This window comes from Pantoea sp. T14 (assembly GCF_036663535.1).
Classification (GTDB): domain Bacteria; phylum Pseudomonadota; class Gammaproteobacteria; order Enterobacterales; family Enterobacteriaceae; genus Pantoea; species Pantoea phytostimulans.
In genome coordinates this window covers 23,979-42,071 of the sequence record NZ_JAWUEB010000003.1, presented here as the reverse complement: position 1 = coordinate 42,071, position 18,093 = coordinate 23,979, and the positions used below count along the sequence as shown (strand labels likewise).

The window sequence follows — 18,093 nt, the reverse complement described above, 5'->3', positions numbered from 1 at the left end:
TAGAAAGCGGCGAATGTAACCGAAGATATTTAAAAATACGCTATGACAGAATACCTCTGAATGATTTATGATCGGCGTAACGCAGCATGCCTGTATTAAATTTAAATAATAAAACTGCACATTAACTTGCGTCGCTTATTTGTGACAAAAAGTTCTGTGGCGAACGCTTTGTGACAAACTTTTTGTAGTGAAGAGTAATGAATATTGAAAACACCTTTTCAGTGGTGACCTCTGCCAGTGAGCAGCAAGATGATATCAGTGCCTTGAGAGAAGCTTTTGCGATCAAGACTTTTCACTATATTGATATTGCGCGTGAAGAACGGCTGGCGGGCATCGTGGCGCGCTGGCCATTGCTGACGGAATTAGCGTCTGTTGTCGCGGAGCAGCAGCGCTAATGCCAACGGTGGTGATTCAGGGTTTGCGCGGCGGGACTGGCGCGACGTCACTCACTGCGGCGCTGAGTTGGGCGCTTTCCGCGTTGGGCGAATCGGTATTAGCCATTGATGGTGATGCTGAAAACCAGCTGGCGGCGCATTTCAACGCGCCGCTTACCGCGACACGCGGTTGGATGCAGGCAATCCGCGACGGACAACGCTGGCAGGAGAGCGCACTGCGCTATCAGGCTGGCCTTGATCTGCTGCCGTTTGGTCAGCTCATTCATCAATCTGACTTAACGCTTTTACAGCAGGATGGCGAGATCGCCGCCGAACTGCTCAACGCCATTCCGGTCCTGAAACGCAACTATCAATGGCTTTTTTTGGATATCCCAGCCATCAGCTTGCCCTGGCATCACACTCTGCTGGCGCAGGCTGACTGCGTACTTAAGGTATTAACGCCGGATGCCAATTGCCATTTGCGTTTACATCAACATACCTTTGCGGCCAATACGCGTTTTTTACTCAACCAATTTAATGCTAACAGCAAATTGCAGCAGGATTTGCATCAGCTGTGGCTGGCATCGCTCACCCACCTGATCCCGGTGCTGATTCATCGGGATGAAGCACTGGCAGAATCACTGATGATGAAGCAGCCGCTGGGTGAGTATCGTCCACACGCCTTGGCGAGCGAAGAGATCACCACGTTAGCGAACTGGCTGATTTTGCATATAGCGGGAGTGCGTCAGTGAATCCGCTGCGCTGGCTATTGATCCCTCAGGTTTGTCAGGCGCTGCAACGGCGTTATAGCGGCGCACGTCAACATGACGCGTCTGTCATTGCCAGCGTGTTGCAGCTGCTATGGTGCACGCTGGGCTGGGCCTTTTTACGCTTTGAAACGCCAGCCTGGCAACGTGTGATTCGGGATCGCCGTCGTCTTTATCCACATATCTCGCCCGAACGGCCGCGGCCGCTTGATATTCTGCGTTATCTGCTACAAAGCTTCTGGCTGCTGCTGTTTTTGCCGCTGGATAGCAGCGTCCGCAGCGAACGTCTGCGACTTAACGCGTTTCAGCCGCTGTTCCGCTGGCGTCAACGTTTGTATCAATGGCTGGGACAATTGCCTGAACGCATGGATGCGCAAGGCGTTAGTCAACGCGCAGAAAAACGGTTACGCCGTCTTTCACCCACCCTGCGTCGCGTGTTGTTTATCATCGTTGCTATGGGTACGACGCTGCTGGCGCTGCTCTGTATCTCTCAGCCGTTTGGCTTGATGACGCAATTTATTTTTGTGCTATTGCTGTGGGGATTGGCGATGCTGGTGCGTCGTGTACCGGGCCGTTTATCCACCATCATGTTGATTGTGCTGTCGTTAACCGTTTCCTGCCGCTATTTGTGGTGGCGCTATACCTCAACGCTTAACGGGGACGATCCGCTGAGTCTGAGCTTTGGCGTGTTGCTGATTGCGGCGGAAACCTATTCGTGGACGGTGCTGGTGCTGGGTTACTTCCAGACGCTTTGGCCGCTCAATCGTCAGCCGATGACAATGCCGATTCCCGTCGATCAGTGGCCGAGCGTGGATTTGCTGGTGCCGACGTTTAACGAACCCTTGAGCGTGGTGAAGCCGACGATTTATGCCGCGCTGGGTATCGACTGGCCGAAAGAGAAGCTGAATATCTACCTGCTGGATGACGGCACGCGCGACGATTTTGGCGAGTTTGCGGCCAGCGTTGGCGTGCATTACGTGGTACGTCCAACCCATGAACACGCCAAGGCGGGCAACATCAATCATGCCTTACAAACCCGCTGTCAGGGTGATTACGTTGCTATTTTCGACTGCGATCACGTTCCAACCCGCTCGTTTTTACAGATGACGATGGGCTGGTTCATAAAAGAAGAAAGAATGGCGATGCTGCAAACGCCGCATCACTTTTTCTCTCCCGATCCGTTTGAACGCAATCTGGGTCGCTTTCGTCGTACACCTAACGAAGGTTCGCTGTTTTATGGCCTGGTACAGGATGGCAACGATACCTGGGACGCGACATTCTTCTGCGGTTCCTGTGCGGTGTTGCGCCGTAGCGCGCTGGATGAGATTGGTGGCATCGCCGTTGAAACCGTGACAGAAGATGCTCACACGTCGCTGCGTTTACATCGTCGCGGCTACAAGTCTGCGTATATTCGTATTCCGCAAGCGGCGGGGCTGGCGACAGAAAATCTCTCTGCGCATATTAGTCAGCGTATTCGCTGGGCGCGTGGCATGGTGCAAATCTTCCGGCTGGATAATCCCCTGTTTGGCAAAGGGCTGAAACTGGTACAACGCCTCTGTTATGCCAACGCAATGCTGCATTTTCTGGCGGGGATTCCACGGCTGATCTTCCTGCTCGCGCCGTTAGCGTTTTTGCTGTTCCACGCCTACATCATTTATGCGCCCGCACTGGCGATCGCCCTCTATGTCTTGCCGCACATGCTGCACACCAGCATGACCAACTCACGTATTCAGGGCCGCTGGCGTCACTCTTTCTGGAGCGAGGTCTATGAAACCGTGCTTGCCTGGTATATCGCCCGGCCAACGACGGTGGCGCTGTTTAATCCACACAAAGGTAATTTTAACGTCACGGCCAAAGGTGGACTGGTGGCGGAACAGCATCTCGATTGGGTCATCACGCGTCCTTATATGTGCCTGGTGCTGATCAACCTGGCGGGCATTGGCATGGCGTTTTGGCGCATGGCAAATGGCCCAACCACAGAAATCCTCACCGTTTGGGTCAGCTTGATCTGGGTGATTTACAACATGGTGATTCTGGGCGGTGCGGTCGCGGTATCGGTAGAGGCGCGGCAGATACGCGAAGCGCACCGCGTAGAAATTGCCATGCCCGCTGCGATTGCCCGCAAAGATGGTCACATGGTGCCGTGTACGCTGCGCGACTATTCGGATGGTGGCGTCGGCGTTGAACTGCGCGAAGCCGACGCGCTGGTGGAAGATGAGGCGGTGCACTTACTGTTACGGCGCGGACAGCAGGAGTTCAGTTTCCCCTGCCACGTACAGCGCGTATTTGGGCGTCGCGCCGGGATTCGGCTGCATCAACTGAGCACCGAACAACATATCGAATTTATCCAGTGCACGTTTGCTCGCGCCGATACCTGGGCGTTGTGGCAGGACGGTTTCCCCGAAGATAAACCGGTGCAAAGTCTTGCCGATATTATGGTGCTGGGCTTCAAAGGCTATCTGCGCCTGGCAGAGTATGGGCCGCCGCAATTACGTCAGCTGTTTACGCTGCTTACCGGACTACTGAGTTGGCTGGCCTCGCTGCTGCCAAAAAGCGTCAGTGCGCGCCAACAGGCGTGACAGTTCAACACATTGATTGAGATAACCATGACAAGATTAACCGGTTGGTTCACCGCCCTGCTGATGGGCACCGCGACGCTGAGCTGTTTAGCAGTCCAACCCGCGAGTCCGATGATGCCAACTTACGCTGCAGCAGCACCGATTGCGTTGACAGCGACAGCCAGCGATCCGAATGCGCCACTGCGTGACAGCCTACTGAATTTTTCTCAGGTTGCCCCGTCGCCAGGCAGCATGGCGCTACGCGGTACCCAGCCCACCAGCCAGATTGAATTTGGTGTGCGCAGTGATGAAGTGGTAACGCGAGCCTTGCTGAATCTCAGCTATCGCCCGTCTCCCGCGCTGATCCCGACGCTATCACAGCTGAAAATTTACCTTAATGATGAGATGGTGGGGCTGGTGACGCTAACCGCCGACCAGCTGGGAAAACGCAACCAAACGCAGATTTCACTCGATCCGCGCTTCATTGCTGATTTCAACCGTATTCGGCTTGAGCTGGTAGGCCATTACGCGAACGTCTGCGAAAACCCGGCCAACAGCACCATTTGGCTGGATATTGGCAAAGAGAGCCGCCTTGATTTAACGCTGCAAAAACTGCCGTTAAAAGATGATCTTTCGCATTTCCCGGAACCGTTCTTTGATACCCGCGATGCGCGTCCGCTGACGTTGCCGATGGTATTCAGCACCCAACCCACGCTTAACCAACAGCGCGCTGCGGCGATGCTGGCCTCGTGGTTTGGCAGTAAAGCTGCGTGGCGTGGTCAAACGTTTCCGGTGTTGTATAACCAGCTACCCGAGCAGCAGCATGCGGTGGTGTTTGCCACCAACACGCAGCGCCCAGATTTCCTCAACGATCATCCGTCAGTCAGCAAGCCAACGGTAGAGATTGTCAGCCAGCCCGGCAATCCTTATGAAAAAATGCTGCTGATTCTGGGGCGTGATGACAATGATTTGATCACGGCCGTGCAAGGGATTGCGCAGGGTGAATTGCTGCTGCGTGGCGACACCTCCACAATCGACAGCGTCAAATTACGTGAACCGCGCAAAGCGTATGACGCGCCGAGCTGGGTGCGAACTGACCGACGCACTACGTTTGCGGAGCTCACGCAGTATCAAAATCAGCTGCAATCTGACGGACTGCAGCCCAATCCGATTAGCCTGACGCTTAACCTGCCGCCCGATCTCTTTTTAGTGCGCGCACGCGGCATCGATATGGATCTGATTTACCGCTACAGTGCGCCGATCCAACAAGATGGATCGCGGCTGGCGGTGCATCTTAACAACCAGTTTATGCAGGATTATCCGCTGCAACCCAAAGATACTGCGGATAAACAGATCCTGCGCCTTTCATTGATTCAGGGTTTGCAGGACAGCAGTCGCCAGCTCACTATTCCGGCGCTGCGGTTGGGCGTAGTGAATCAGCTGCGTTTTGATTTCGATTACGCCAACACCTTTATTGGCGGCACCGCCGACGGACGCTGCGAAACTGTCGCGCCGGTTGGGCATCATGTGGTAATTGACGAAAGTTCAAGCATCGATTTTTCCGGTTATCGCCATTACATCGAAATGCCGTCGCTGCGCGCCTTTGCCAATGCCGGTTTCCCGTTCAGCCGATACGCTGACTTATCACAAACGCTGGTGCTGGTGAATAAAAATCCCGGCCAGCAACAGATGACCACGTTGCTCGATGCGCTAGGCAATATGGGTGCGCAAACCGGTTATCCGGCGCTGCGGGTGCAGTTGACGGACGACTGGCGCAACGCGAAAGAGCAGGACAGGGATCTTCTGATGATCGGCACTATTCCGGCGGATCTGCAGGATGAACGCACGATCAATACGCTGGTTGAAGCCGCGCAGGGCTGGATGAACAAGCCGATGCGCCAGCCGCTGTCGGATATCACGGCGCAAAACAGCAGCGATCGTCAGGTCGAAAGCACCACCACGATTGGCTCACGCGGCCCGCTGGCAGCGATTATCGGCTTCCAGTCGCCGTTTAATGCGCAGCGTAGCGTGGTGGCTTTGCTGGCGGATGGCAGCCCGCGCGCCTGGGATTTGCTGAACAGCGCCATGCTCGACAGCAGCAAGCGTGGCAACGTGTTTGGTTCAGCCGCCATTATTCGTGAATCGGGTGTTGATAGCCTGCGCGTTGGCGAAAGTTATTACGTTGGGCATCTGCCGTGGTGGGAACGTTTATGGAACGCGCTGGCAACGCATCCTTTCTGGCTGGCTTCCTGCGCGGTGATTGTGGTGGTGCTGTTTGCGCTGATGGCATGGCGCCTGATGCGAATGATGAGCCGCCGCCGTTTAGCTGAAGATGATGATGAATAATATTCGTCTGAGCCTGCTGTTGAGCGGATTGCTGGGCGCGTTAACCGCCCAGGCTTCGGGCCCACAGGTTTCGCCGGTGGCGTGGTTGCTTACGCAGATTCGCACCGGTGAATCGATCAACAAGTACGACTTAGTGCAGCAATCGCTCTATCGACTGGAAAAAATCGACCCTGAAAATCCGCAGGTGCTGGCGGCACGCCTGCGCGTGTCACTGCATCAGGGCGATTTGACGCAGGCGCAGAGCCTGATGGCGCAACTGCGTCATGTCGCGCCAGATTCTGAAGTCGCACGTGAGTCGGCGGCGGGACTGAAGATGATGTCAGGCGAGGGGCGGCAAAAATTGCAGGAAGCACGCTTGTTGGCGGCGTCGGGAAGGCTGGCAGAAGCTAAAGCCGCTTACGATGCGCAATTTGCCGGGATTTTTCCTGATGTCAGTATGGCACTGGAATATTGGCGTTTGGTGGCGCGCTTACCCAGCAATGAAACGACGGCATACCAACAGTTGCAGGCGCTGGAAAAGCGTTATCCGGGCAACATCAGCGTTGAACTGCAGTTGGCACGCATGGCGTTTGAACACCAACAGCCTGCTGAAGCGGTGACGCAACTGCGTCGTCTTGCCAACATCAATGAAGGTCGCGTGGCCGCAGCAGAGCTGTGGCTGACGCAAATCCGTAATCAGCCCGTCAGCGACAGCAGCGTGGCTGCATTGCAACACTATCTCAGTCTCTTCAACAGCGGTGACGAGCAGCGGCAAGGTGAAGAAGAGCTTACGCGCCAGCAAACGTTGCTGGCCGATCCCGCTTATCGCCAGCGCGTACGTGGTTTGGCATTAGTCGAGGCTGGCGGCGGCGCGAATGCTATTCCCTCGCTGACGGCAGCGATCAAAGCGCATCCCGACGATGCCGAATTGCTGGGTGCAATGGGTCAGGCACAGGCGCGAGTCAATCATCGTGCCAGTGCAATCAGCTGGCTGGAACGCGCAGTAAAAGCTGGGCAGCAAAGTACACAGCTTGGCAAATGGCAATCGCTGCTGCAAACCAACCGCTACTGGCTGGCGATTGAGAACGGCGATCAGGCGCTGGCAAAACAGGATATCGACAGGGCAGAGCAGTACTATCGTACGGCGCAGGCGCTTGACGATCGCGACAGTTATGCGCTGATTGGCCTCGGTGACGTGGCGCTGGCGCGTAAAAATAGCCAGAAAGCAGAGCAGCTTTGGCAGCAGGCGTTGACGCGTGATCGTAGCAATATCACCACCATTCGTCGCTTGATTGGGCTTTATCAAAGCGAATCTCCGGCACGTGCGCTGCAATTTATGAGTAGCCTGCCCGCCGCGCAGCAGCCTGCATTAGCAGAAACATTACGTGATTTACATAGCGATACCTTGCGTGCAGAAGGTGATGCGCTGGCGCAGCAAACCTATTGGGCGCAGGCTGCGGTAAAGTATCAACAGGCGGCACAGTTAACCCCGAATGATGTCTGGCTTAACTATCGCCTTGCGGGTGCGCTGCACAACGGCGGCGAGAAGAAGCAGGGCGATGGCATCATGCACGCGCTGCTGAATCATCATCCTGACGATGTGACTGCTCATTATGCCGCTGCGCTTTATCTTTCCAGCCATGACGATGGCGATGCCGCGCTTTCCACCATGCACCGGCTGCCGTCGGCAAAATGGGACGATAATATGCGGGCGTTGGCGGCTCGGTTGATGCAGGACAAGCTGCTGGCTGAGGCGCGTGCGCTGCGTGAAAAGGGCCAGGAAGAGGCCGCAACGGCTTTGCTGCTTCAGCAGCCTGTATCAACGCGCCGCGACATGCTGTTAGCGGATTGGGCGTTGAAGCGAGGCGATGCGCGACAGGCGCTGGATACCTATCAAAAAGTTTTAATAAAAGAACCGGATAACAGCGATGCCAGATTAGGCCGTATCGACGCGCTAATTGCTTTAAAACACAGGTCGGAAGCGTACAAGGCGTTGCAAAAACGGCCTTCTACTGAACGGCAAACCAGTAACAGCGAACGTCGTATCGCGCTGGCCTGGCAGCAGGTGGGCGAAACGGCACGCGCGCAGCAGTTGTTTCAGGCGCTAAAGCTTCGCGTGGCTTCTGATCCGCCTTCACCCGATAAGGCGTTGATTTACCGCGATGCGGCACGCGTTGAACTGGCGCAGCAGCAATCCACGGCGGCGCTTAATGATTATCGTGACGCGATGGTCGCCAGCGGCATCACGGCAACACGGCCGGAAAATAGCGAGAGCTTAACGGCGTTAACGCGCAATGAATTGCAGGATGACTGGCTAAAACGCAGCATTCGCCGCGATGCCGCCGATCTTTATCGTCAGCAAGAGACGACGCTGACGCTGGAACAGGATTATTCACGTAATAAAGGCAGCGGCGGACTTTCTGATTTCACCGCGCACACCACCTTGTTGCAGGCCGACACGCCGCTGGCAGCAGGACGCACTTTTGTCCGGCTCGATCATGTACAGCTCTCGGCGGGGAGCTTTGCTCACGCGAACGGTACGCATGACGCCCTGTTCGGCAGTTGTAATGACGCCAACTCTGGCGGCTGTAGCCGAGACTTTACCCAACGCGACGAAGGCACGGCTGTCGGCATCGGTTGGAAGAGTGATCGCTGGTCGGCGGATGTCGGCACCACGCCGCTGGGCTTTGCGGTAACAAATTGGGTCGGCGGCATCAGCTGGAAAACCGATCTGAAAGAGGTTGGCATTGTTATCAACGCCTCACGGCGTCCCATCTCCAGTTCGTTACTGGCTTTTGCGGGTACGCGTGATCCCTCGGCGCAGGGCGGAAAAACTGTTGGCGGCGTGGTCGCCACCGGCGGGGGAATGGGGTTGAGTTACGATCGCGGCGGCGCACAAGGCATATGGGGCGATGTCAGCGCGCACCAGATTAGCGGTGAAAACGTTGCGGATAATAGCCGCGAACGTGTAATGGGCGGCTATTACTACAAGCTGATTAATGAAGACAATCGCCGCGCTACCGTCGGATTGAACAGCATGCTTTGGCATTACCAGAAGGATCTCAGCGGTTACAGCTTTGGTCAGGGCGGTTATTACAGTCCGCAGCGCTACCTCTCTTTCTCGCTGCCGGTGAGCTGGCGGCAGCGCATGGAAAACTGGTCGTATGAACTCGGCGGTTCAGCTTCATGGTCGCAATCTCATCGTGATGCGCAGCGGCGCTATCCGCTGAATCCGGGCTTTATGCTGGCCTCGAATCCCCTGTCAGAAAGCAGCACCAGTCGCGGTATCGGTTACACTTTGCAGGCGCTGCTAGAGCGACGCGTGACCGCAAACTGGTTTATTGGCGCGGGCATTGATATCCAGCAAGCTGAAGATTACACGCCAAGCCACGGTTTGATTTATCTGCGTTATTCAGCCGCAGGATGGCAAGGCGATCTGGCGATGCCACCGCAGGCGTTGGTGCCTTATGCCGATTTTAAATAGCGCGCCTTGTCTGAGGAGAATCTGGCGCGCTGGTCTGATTCTGCGTCGACTTGCCGCATAAGCATCAAAAAAAACATTGCGTTGGGATATACTTGCTGCGCATTTTCCTGTCTGATATCTGAGCTTTTTTGTAGTCGGGAGAGAATTTTTGCGGGTAAGTCGGTCACTTACGATAAAGCAGATGGCGACAGTTTCGCTGGTTGCCGTTATCACGGTCAGCATTTTTATCGTCATTCAACTGTTTCATTTTGTGCAGCAGCGCAGGATTGACTACGCCCAGCAAATGGAAACGATTGCGCATAGCGTGCGTCAGCCGCTGTCGGAAGCGGTACTGCGAGCCGATATACCGCAAGCTGAACACATTTTACATTCGCTGAAACCTGCCGGGATTTTATCGCGCGCGGATGTGGTATTACCCAACGCTTTTCAGGCGCTGCATGCGGATTTCGAACCCGAAAAACCGGTGCCGCGCTTAGTGGCGCGCCTGTTTGAACTGCCGGTGCAAATTACACTGCCGCTCTATTCCGTTGAAAATACCGGTTCGCCTAAACCGCTGGCGTATCTGGTGTTGCAAGCGAACTCCTCGCGCGTGTATCAATTTATTCTCAGCACGCTCTCGACCATGATCATCACCTATTTGCTGCTGGCGCTGATTCTTTCGGTAGCGATCAGCTGGTGTATCAACCGTTTAATCATTCATCCTCTGCGGAATATCTCCCGCGAGCTACAGGAACTGCCGCCGCAATCTATTCTGGCGCACAAGCTGACGCTGCCGCAGGGACATCGCGATGATGAAATAGGCATGCTGATCCGCAGTTACAATCGCAATCAGCAGGTGCTGGAGTCAGTGCATGATGAAATGAGTCGCCTGACGACCCACTTTGCCGTGACTGATTTACCGAATCGCACCCTGTTTCTCGCCCTGGTTGATCAACACATGCGTCATCCTTGTCGACCGTTTGGTTTGATGGTGATCCGCGTAGAAACGCTACAGGAAGCCAACGGCGTGTTGAGTGACGAACAGCGCGACACGCTGATGCTGACGCTGGTGGAGAAAATACGCAGCACACTCGACGATCACACCTTACTGGCGCAAACCGGCCCCAGTGATTTTGCGCTGCTCATGAAGCGCGCCAATAATCCGTTCCGGGCGATACGACTGGCGCGCAACCTGATCATCCGACTTAATCAGCCGGTGAATTTGCAGCAGCTGCAATTACGCCCCAATGCCAGTATCGGATTGGCATTACGCGATGATGAGCCGTTGGGCGCCAATGAACTGCTGGACCGCGCGACCTCGGCAATGATGTCGGCACGCCATCAAGGCAAAAACCAAATCCTGTTCTTTGATGCTGCCTTAACGGAGCGGGCGCAAAAGCGTTTAACCCAAGAGCACGATATTTTGCAGGGCCTGCATGACGAGCAGTTTGCGCTCTACCTCCAGCCGCAAATCAACATGCAAACCGGTGAATTGGCAGGTGCGGAAGCGCTACTGCGCATGCGCCAACCGGATGGCAGCTACGGATTGTCGGAAGAATTTATTGCCAGCGCCGAAGAGATTGGCGTGATCTCCGCCATTGGCCGTTGGGTATTCGAAGAAGCCTGCCGCATTCTGGCGGGTTGGCAAAAGCATGGCGTGATGATTCCACTCAGCGTGAACATTTCAGCCGTGCAACTGCGTGATGCCAGCATGGTGACGCATCTCCAGTCGCTGTTAGAGCGCCATCGTATTGCGCCCGGCACTTTTGTGGTGGAGATTACCGAAACGGCACAGATTGGCGATGCAGAACAGGCGATTTCGCTATTGCGAATGCTTCAGCAAACCGGCGTGGCCGTAGCGCTGGATGATTTTGGCATGGGCTATTCCAATCTGAATTACCTGCATCAGTTCAAAGCCCTGCCTGTGAATAAACTGAAGATGGACCGCAGTTTTGTCTCAGCTCTGCCCGATGATGACACCATGGTGCGTATTGTGGCGGCAATCGCGGAGATCATTAATCTGGATGTCATTGCTGAGGGTGTTGAAACGAATGAGCAGCGCGACTGGCTACTGGCGCGCGGTATTCATATTGGTCAAGGCTACCTCTACTCTGAAGCTGTGAATCTGACACGTTTCAATCAACAATGGATTGTGAAACCGTCACGAACAGAATAATCACCTGATACATTGATTTTGCGAGAATTTTAGTTACAAAAGTCGCAGCTGAAGCGTTTCAGTTCAGAATTATGTCTGTATCATTTCCCTGGGCTTTGTCAGCCTGTATTAATCACGTAAACAGAGTGTTATTTTTCGGCTACCGGTTGATGTCTGGTTTTTCCAGCCTGACGGTCATGATAACGAATACGACAATATCGTCATTTCTGTCGCTAGTGGACTCCTGTTTATGAAAACCTCGCTATTTAAAAGCCTTTACTTCCAGGTGCTGGTTGCCATCGGCATCGGCGTTTTGATGGGTCATTTTTATCCCGAGTTAGGTACTCAGATGAAGCCGTTGGGTGATGGCTTCGTAAAACTGATCAAGATGATCATCGCTCCCGTAATCTTTTGTACGGTAGTGACCGGCATTGCTGGCATGGAAAGCATGAAAGCAGTTGGACGGACTGGCGCAGTCGCGCTGCTCTATTTTGAGATCGTCAGTACCATTGCGCTGATTATCGGGCTGATCGTGGTCAACGTGGTGCAGCCAGGTGCAGGAATGAATGTTGATCCGGCCACGCTGGATGCCAAAGCCGTGGCGGTTTATGCGCAGCAGGCTGAGCAGCAAGGTATCGTCGCCTTCTTATTGGATGTGATTCCTAATAGCGTGATCGGTGCGTTTGCTGGCGGCAATATTTTACAGGTGCTGCTGTTTGCCGTGCTGTTCGGTTTTGCGCTACATCGTATGGGCAACGCCGGTACGCTGATTTTCAACGTTATCGAAAGCTTCTCGGGTGTGATCTTCGGCATTATCAATATGATTATGCGCCTTGCGCCAATCGGTGCTTTCGGTGCGATGGCCTTCACCATTGGTAAATATGGCGTTGGCTCGCTGGTCCAGCTTGGTCAGTTGATCGTCTGCTTCTATATCACCTGTGTTCTGTTCGTGGTGATAGTTTTAGGGCTAATTGCGCGCGTAGTGGGCTTTAACATCTTCAAGTTCATCGCCTATATCAAAGAAGAGTTGTTGATTGTGCTGGGCACGTCTTCTTCTGAATCAGCGCTGCCGCGCATGTTGGATAAGATGGAACGTCTCGGATGCAAGAAATCGGTAGTGGGGCTGGTTATTCCAACGGGTTACTCGTTTAACCTTGATGGCACCTCTATTTATCTCACCATGGCGGCGGTATTTATCGCGCAAGCAACCAATGCGCACATGGATATCTTCCACCAAATCACCTTGCTGGTGGTATTGCTGCTCTCCTCAAAAGGAGCGGCGGGCGTAACGGGCAGCGGATTTATTGTGCTGGCAGCGACGCTTTCAGCGGTGGGGCATTTACCGGTAGCAGGCCTGGCGTTGATTCTCGGTATTGACCGCTTTATGTCCGAAGCGCGTGCGCTGACCAATTTGGTCGGCAACGGTGTGGCAACGGTGGTGGTGGCGAAGTGGGTAGGTCAGCTGGATGAAAACCAGTTGAAGGAGACACTTTCAGGTAGCAATAAGACGAAAAAAACGTCTGAATCCTCTGTTTAATCACTGATTTCCATTTAAATCCCCACAAATGCCCGCTGTCGCTTGCCCTGACAGCGGGCATTTGGATAATGAACCCCAGTTAATGTTTTTCACTTCGTTGCGCGACATCATGACCTTCCTGTGGTCAAAGACTTTGTTGTTGGATAACAGCGCGGTCCGGCGCCTGCCGGTTCGTTAATAACAGCGGCAGTATGCGCCAGTGATAACGATTTTTTGAATTGTTTGAGTAGGGGTTCACATGCAGGGCACCAGAATTCGGCTTTTAGTTGGTGGATTAGTGCTGGCGGCAACCAGTTATGGTGTACAAGCAGAAACGCTGCAACCCGATCCTGCCTGGCAGGAAGGGAAACTGGATAACGGTTTCAACTGGCAGTTGCTGGCGACACCACAACGCCCCAGCGATCGCATTGAACTGCGTATGGTGGTAAACACCGGTTCGCTGGTGGAAGGGACGCAACAGGCAGGTTTCAGTCATCTGCTGCCGCGCCTTGCCATGGTGCACAACACTGCGCTCGACACTAATCAACAACGCGCCTTATGGCAGCAAGCGATGGACCCGCAGCATCCGCTCCCGCCGGTCATCGCATCTTATGATTACACCCAATTTAACCTTAGCCTGCCCAATAACCGGCCAGAATTGTTGAAAGAAGCATTGAACTGGTTGGCGGCAACGGCAGGTAATATGGCCATTACCGATCAAGTGGTTAACACCGCGCTTTCCGCTTCCGATCCTATTGCGACCTGGCCAGCAAACACCCAGGATGTCTGGTGGCGCTTTCGTCTGAAAGGGTCGGCGCTACTGGCACATGACCCCGCCGAGCAGCCACGCGCGCCGGTGGATTTGGCTCAGCTGGAAACCTTTTATCGTCAATGGTATACACCCGATGCAATGACACTTTATGTGGTTGGCAACGTCGACAGCCGCAGTCTGTCGGAACAGATCAATAAAGCTTTCTCACCGCTAAAAGGCAAGCGCGATGCGCCTGCGCCGTTGCCGACGCTTTCTCCGTTGCCGCATGAGCCGGTGAATCTGGTCAATGGCAAGATGAGCCAGGATCGCCTGTCGCTGGTGTGGGATACGCCATGGCAGCCGATTCGTGATTCGCAAAATTTGCAGCGTTACTGGCAAGGCGATCTGGCACGTGAAGCGTTGTTCTGGCATGTGCAGCGTGCGCTAAGCGACAGCAAAGCGCAGGGCGTACAGGTTGGTTTCGATTGCCGTGTGCTATACCAACGTGCGCAATGCTCAATCAACATGGATGCGCGCAACGACACGCTGTCCCAGAATATGAATCTGGTGGCGCGTGAGCTGGCGAAAGTGCGTGATAAAGGTTTACCGCAGGAAGAGTTTGATGCGCTGATGGCGCAAAAACTGTTGGAGCTGAACAAACTGTTTACCACCTATGCCCGCACCGATACTGACGTGTTAATCAGTCAGCGTCTGCGTTCGCAGCAAAATTCCGTGGTGGATATTGCGCCTGAACAATATCAAAAACTGCGTCAGGCTTTTTTGGCTGGATTAACGCGCGAGCAGCTGAATCAGGAACTGCGTCAGCAACTCAGTCAGGAATTGATGATGGTGTTGATTCAGCCGGAAGGCGAAGCGGAAACCAACGTGAAAATGTTGCAAAGCGACTGGGATAAGGTGATGGCTCCACCGGCAACGCCTGCAACCAGCAGCGATGCCAGCCAGCCGGACAGCAGCACTAGCCAACCCGATGGTAGCGCCAGCGACGTTGCGCCGCCGGCTTCTTAACGACTCAGGTTTTTGCCCTGAGCCATTCGGTCACTAACATTGGCCAACTGGCGAGGGGCAAATCTGCCACACCTCGGATACCAAAGCCGTGTCCGCCTTTCTGATAGAAATGCACTTCTGTTGGAACGTTGTGTTCCCGTAATGCGCTAAAGAACACCATGCTGTTATTGACCGATACCGATTCGTCATCAGCAGCGTGGATCAATAACGTCGGCGGGACTTGCGCATGGACGCGTGTTTCCATTGAATAAGCATCAATGGTTTGCTGATCTGGCCAGGCACCAAGCAGGCGAGTACGAGAGCCTTCATGGGCCAATCCTTCACGCATACTGATTACCGGATACACCAGCACCATGGCATCTGGGCGCGGCGAGTGGTTTTCAGCGTTGTCCTGCACCGGATAAAGCTTTTCCGCGAAACGTGTGCCCAAGCTGGCAGCTACGTGACCTCCCGCTGAAAAACCCATCATCACGATATATTTACCGTTCAAGCCGCGCTGCGCACGTTCACGCAATACGCGTACCGCACGCTGCGCGTCTGCCAGCGGTGCATCCGGGCCTTCATGATGCCCATCGTAGGGCAGGCGATACGTCATGACCGCCAGCGTATAGCCCATGGAAGTGAAAAAAGTGGCAAGCGCGCTGCCTTCACGATCAATCATTACGCGGTGATAACCACCACCGGGCGCAACAAGCAATGTAATGCCGTTGGACTCAATCGGATGCCAAATGGCCATTTCTGGACAGCGCACGCCCGAAGCGGCACGATCAAAAGGTTCATACGGCTTCGCCATATCAACAATCTGAGGCTGAGCGCGCGAGTCGCTCGCACCTGGCGCATCACCTTGCGGCCAGATATTAATAATTTCTGTGTTCATAAATAGGTCCTGATGCGAGAGCTGTTGTAATTGTTTTGTTCGCGGCCGGGTAAACAGCGTCCTGCTGTTGTTGATTAAAAGATGGTCTTTTTTAGCAGCGACGTCCATCCGAAAACGGTAAAAATAAGCAGATTAGGACTATGCCTGGTGGCAAGGTGATTTTGTAACTTAATGATTTTTAAGATTATTAATAATAAATCTATAACGGGGTTTTATATGTTGAAGAGAAGAAAGGGTAGAACCGTTGAAATTTGAGTTAATAACTAAAATACAAAGCGTAAAATTTTATCGACACTGAAATTTTTAGTTTTTTTAACTCGGCAATTATCAATGTTATTGATGTTTCAGACCTTGAAAAAAGGCAGCACAGCGCTGCCTGATTTATTAAGGTTGCCTTGATTTTCCGTTATACCAATCAAGTGCGCGGAAAATTGCAGCAAAGAAACTATAAACGCCAACAATCATAAAAAACCACATTAAAAGATCGTAAGGGTTTTTTGTAACTGAAAAACGACATAAGCTGGTGTTATAAGCAATATGCATTGCTATAAATAATGAAAGCAGACTGATTATTGTTCTACGGGTGCGTGGATCGTTTAAGCGCATTTTCATCACCGCAACGGCTTATTCAAACGTTACCAGGAACATTGTCCGCCAATCCCGCTGTTGTTATTACTATTATTATTTTTGTTGCCACCGTACGGGCTATTATTGCACCCTAAAGACGCACCCAGTGCGCCCGCAGTAGCACCCATTGCCATTCCCGCCGGGCCGCCAGGAATACCACCGATTAATCCTATGATAGCGCCTGCGCCGACGTCGTTAGCGCAACTTTTTGGCGCGCCACCCCTTTTGCCGCCGTTGTAGCCACTGGAGATGGTTCCACCGCTGGATTTGTCTGCAAAGTTGCCCGCGCCAGAGATGATCTCGACTTCTTTTAAAGTCAGTTCACGCATGGAAATTTCCTTATTTTAGTGGTCAGATTTATAGATTTGTCTTTCTCAAGACCAAAAAAATATAAAATAAATGGGCTGCAGAGTAAATCTAAAGCAGGAAGTTAATTATTTTTTTCAGACGCAGATCTACTATTTTATTGAAAATGACAGGTTATATTATTCATATATTTAACGTGTTCAGGTAACAGTAATTATTAATATTATTATCGGAGGACGCAATTTAATGAATGGATTTTTTAACGCGTTGTTATAATAACGCCCCAATAAATGGGGCGAGATATTAATTCGGCATGGCATTTAGCGGAATGATGGCACCGCGATGTTGGATCACCGTGCTGGCAGTGAGATGGCCTCGCTCGGCCGCCGCCTGAGGCGATGCACCGACCAAACGTTGAGAAAGGTAGCCCGCGCTGAATGAGTCACCTGCTGCCGTCGTATCAATGATTTTTTCTTTCGCCAGACGTACCGCAGCGACATCAATCAAAGGATCATCACCGATAGCAACCAGGCAAGATTCTGCGCCGCGTTTGATGACGATTTCACTGGCACCAGCCTCGCGCGTTCGGGCAATAACCGCTTCAAGCGTCTGTTCACCCCATAGCAAATGCTCATCATCCAGAGTCAAGAAGGCGATATCAGTGCAATTTAGCATGGCGCGATAGGCCGCTTGTGCCTGGGATTTATCAGCCCACAAGCGTGGACGGTAGTTGTTATCAAATATCACCTTGCCGCCGTTGGCGCGACAACGCGACAGCAGATCCATTAATTTCTCACGGCTGGCATCAGGCAAAATCGCCAGGCTAATGCCGCTTAAATAGAGGTAATCATAATTTTCGAGCTGCTGGCAAACCGCGTCGCTGTTTGCACTGTCGAGCCAATACCGTGCGGCAGCATCGCTGCGCCAGTACCAGAAGGTGCGTTCGCCGTGTGGATCAGTTTCAATCACATACAGGCCCGGCATTTTGTTATCTAGCCGCTGAATCAGATCGGTTTTAACCTTTTCCTGCTGCCAGGCGGCGATCATTTGATCGCTGAACGAATCTGTACCCAGCGCGGTAACGTAATCTACGCTTAGCTGCGCGTCATCAACCTGGCGGGCGATATAAACTGCGGTGTTGAGCGTATCACCGCCAAAACCACGTTTAATGTTCTCACCCTTTTCGGACAGCTCAATCATGCATTCGCCAATAACGGCGATTTTTTTCTGCGTCATGGTTTTCGGCCTGTAGTGAAATATTGCATTAGTCTCGCGTCTGGTATGGCAGACGTCAACGATTTTTAAAACGCCGTTTTGATTCCACTTAAGTCGCGATTAGGGTGCGATC

Annotated in this window: 12 protein-coding genes; 8 read left to right on the top strand and 4 right to left on the bottom strand. The window is 53.2% G+C overall.

The genetic code is table 11. From position 1 onward, the window contains the following. Nucleotides 1-197 precede the first annotated feature (197 nt). From bcsR to SC127_RS00860, 8 genes are all read left to right on the top strand, one after another. On the top strand, nucleotides 198-395 hold the full coding sequence (bcsR, locus tag SC127_RS00895; RefSeq protein ID WP_215848007.1) for a cellulose biosynthesis protein BcsR: 198 nt from the start codon (nucleotides 198-200) through the stop codon (nucleotides 393-395). Continuing rightward, a complete protein-coding gene (gene bcsQ / locus SC127_RS00890) occupies nucleotides 395-1,126 on the top strand; it encodes a cellulose biosynthesis protein BcsQ (protein WP_243079738.1) in 732 nt (243 codons plus the stop codon). Before bcsR ends, bcsQ begins: the two co-directional genes overlap by 1 nt. After that, a complete protein-coding gene (gene bcsA / locus SC127_RS00885) occupies nucleotides 1,123-3,720 on the top strand; it encodes a UDP-forming cellulose synthase catalytic subunit (protein ID WP_332624891.1) in 2,598 nt (865 codons plus the stop codon). Before bcsQ ends, bcsA begins: the two co-directional genes overlap by 4 nt. Before the next feature lie 27 nt (nucleotides 3,721-3,747). Then, complete coding sequence (gene bcsB, locus SC127_RS00880; RefSeq protein ID WP_332624890.1) at nucleotides 3,748-6,045, top strand: cellulose biosynthesis cyclic di-GMP-binding regulatory protein BcsB; 2,298 nt, start codon at nucleotides 3,748-3,750, stop codon at nucleotides 6,043-6,045. Further along, a complete protein-coding gene (gene bcsC / locus SC127_RS00875; protein WP_332624889.1) occupies nucleotides 6,038-9,508 on the top strand; it encodes a cellulose synthase complex outer membrane protein BcsC in 3,471 nt (1,156 codons plus the stop codon). Before bcsB ends, bcsC begins: the two co-directional genes overlap by 8 nt. A 148-nt stretch (nucleotides 9,509-9,656) precedes the next feature. Further along, a complete protein-coding gene (gene hmsP, locus SC127_RS00870) occupies nucleotides 9,657-11,663 on the top strand; it encodes a biofilm formation regulator HmsP (protein ID WP_215848005.1) in 2,007 nt (668 codons plus the stop codon). A 229-nt stretch (nucleotides 11,664-11,892) separates the two neighbouring features. Next, the gene (locus tag SC127_RS00865) at nucleotides 11,893-13,179 is read left to right on the top strand and encodes a dicarboxylate/amino acid:cation symporter (protein ID WP_215848004.1); all 1,287 of its coding nucleotides are present in this window, start codon (nucleotides 11,893-11,895) and stop codon (nucleotides 13,177-13,179) included. A gap of 238 nt (nucleotides 13,180-13,417) precedes the next feature. Then, entirely contained in the window at nucleotides 13,418-14,935 is a 1,518-nt protein-coding gene (locus SC127_RS00860; protein WP_332624888.1) for a M16 family metallopeptidase, read from the top strand. A 4-nt stretch (nucleotides 14,936-14,939) separates the two neighbouring features. Here the strand turns inward: SC127_RS00860 and SC127_RS00855 are convergent, their stop codons facing one another. The 4 genes from SC127_RS00855 to SC127_RS00840 all read right to left on the bottom strand — a co-directional run bounded on the left by SC127_RS00855 (nucleotide 14,940) and on the right by SC127_RS00840 (nucleotide 17,981). Next, nucleotides 14,940-15,812, bottom strand: coding sequence for an alpha/beta hydrolase (locus SC127_RS00855; protein WP_215848003.1), 873 nt, complete (start codon nucleotides 15,810-15,812; stop codon nucleotides 14,940-14,942). Between the two features lie 384 nt (nucleotides 15,813-16,196). Continuing rightward, nucleotides 16,197-16,418 (bottom strand): hypothetical protein, encoded by a 222-nt coding sequence (locus SC127_RS00850; protein ID WP_215848002.1) that lies wholly within the window; start codon nucleotides 16,416-16,418, stop codon nucleotides 16,197-16,199. A 29-nt stretch (nucleotides 16,419-16,447) separates the two neighbouring features. Further along, nucleotides 16,448-16,768, bottom strand: a complete 321-nt coding sequence (locus SC127_RS00845) for a hypothetical protein (protein ID WP_215848001.1) — start codon at nucleotides 16,766-16,768, stop codon at nucleotides 16,448-16,450. 280 nt (nucleotides 16,769-17,048) lie between these two features. Further along, nucleotides 17,049-17,981 carry a sugar kinase gene (locus SC127_RS00840; RefSeq protein WP_332624887.1) on the bottom strand — a complete coding sequence of 311 codons (933 nt, stop codon included), beginning with the start codon at nucleotides 17,979-17,981 and terminating at the stop codon, nucleotides 17,049-17,051. Nucleotides 17,982-18,093: the final 112 nt, after the last annotated feature.

What these genes read in the sequence shown, in the direction of transcription:
- SC127_RS00860 (WP_332624888.1), top strand. Translation starts at nt 13,418, where the DNA reads ATGCAGGGCACCAGAATTCGGCTTTTAGTTGGTGGATTAGTGCTGGCG.
- SC127_RS00850 (WP_215848002.1), bottom strand. Translation starts at nt 16,418, where the DNA reads ATGCGCTTAAACGATCCACGCACCCGTAGAACAATAATCAGTCTGCTT.
- bcsC (WP_332624889.1), top strand. Translation starts at nt 6,038, where the DNA reads ATGAATAATATTCGTCTGAGCCTGCTGTTGAGCGGATTGCTGGGCGCG.
- bcsQ (WP_243079738.1), top strand. Translation starts at nt 395, where the DNA reads ATGCCAACGGTGGTGATTCAGGGTTTGCGCGGCGGGACTGGCGCGACG.
- SC127_RS00845 (WP_215848001.1), bottom strand. Translation starts at nt 16,768, where the DNA reads ATGCGTGAACTGACTTTAAAAGAAGTCGAGATCATCTCTGGCGCGGGC.
- bcsB (WP_332624890.1), top strand. Translation starts at nt 3,748, where the DNA reads ATGACAAGATTAACCGGTTGGTTCACCGCCCTGCTGATGGGCACCGCG.
- SC127_RS00855 (WP_215848003.1), bottom strand. Translation starts at nt 15,812, where the DNA reads ATGAACACAGAAATTATTAATATCTGGCCGCAAGGTGATGCGCCAGGT.
- bcsR (WP_215848007.1), top strand. Translation starts at nt 198, where the DNA reads ATGAATATTGAAAACACCTTTTCAGTGGTGACCTCTGCCAGTGAGCAG.
- SC127_RS00865 (WP_215848004.1), top strand. Translation starts at nt 11,893, where the DNA reads ATGAAAACCTCGCTATTTAAAAGCCTTTACTTCCAGGTGCTGGTTGCC.
- SC127_RS00840 (WP_332624887.1), bottom strand. Translation starts at nt 17,981, where the DNA reads ATGACGCAGAAAAAAATCGCCGTTATTGGCGAATGCATGATTGAGCTG.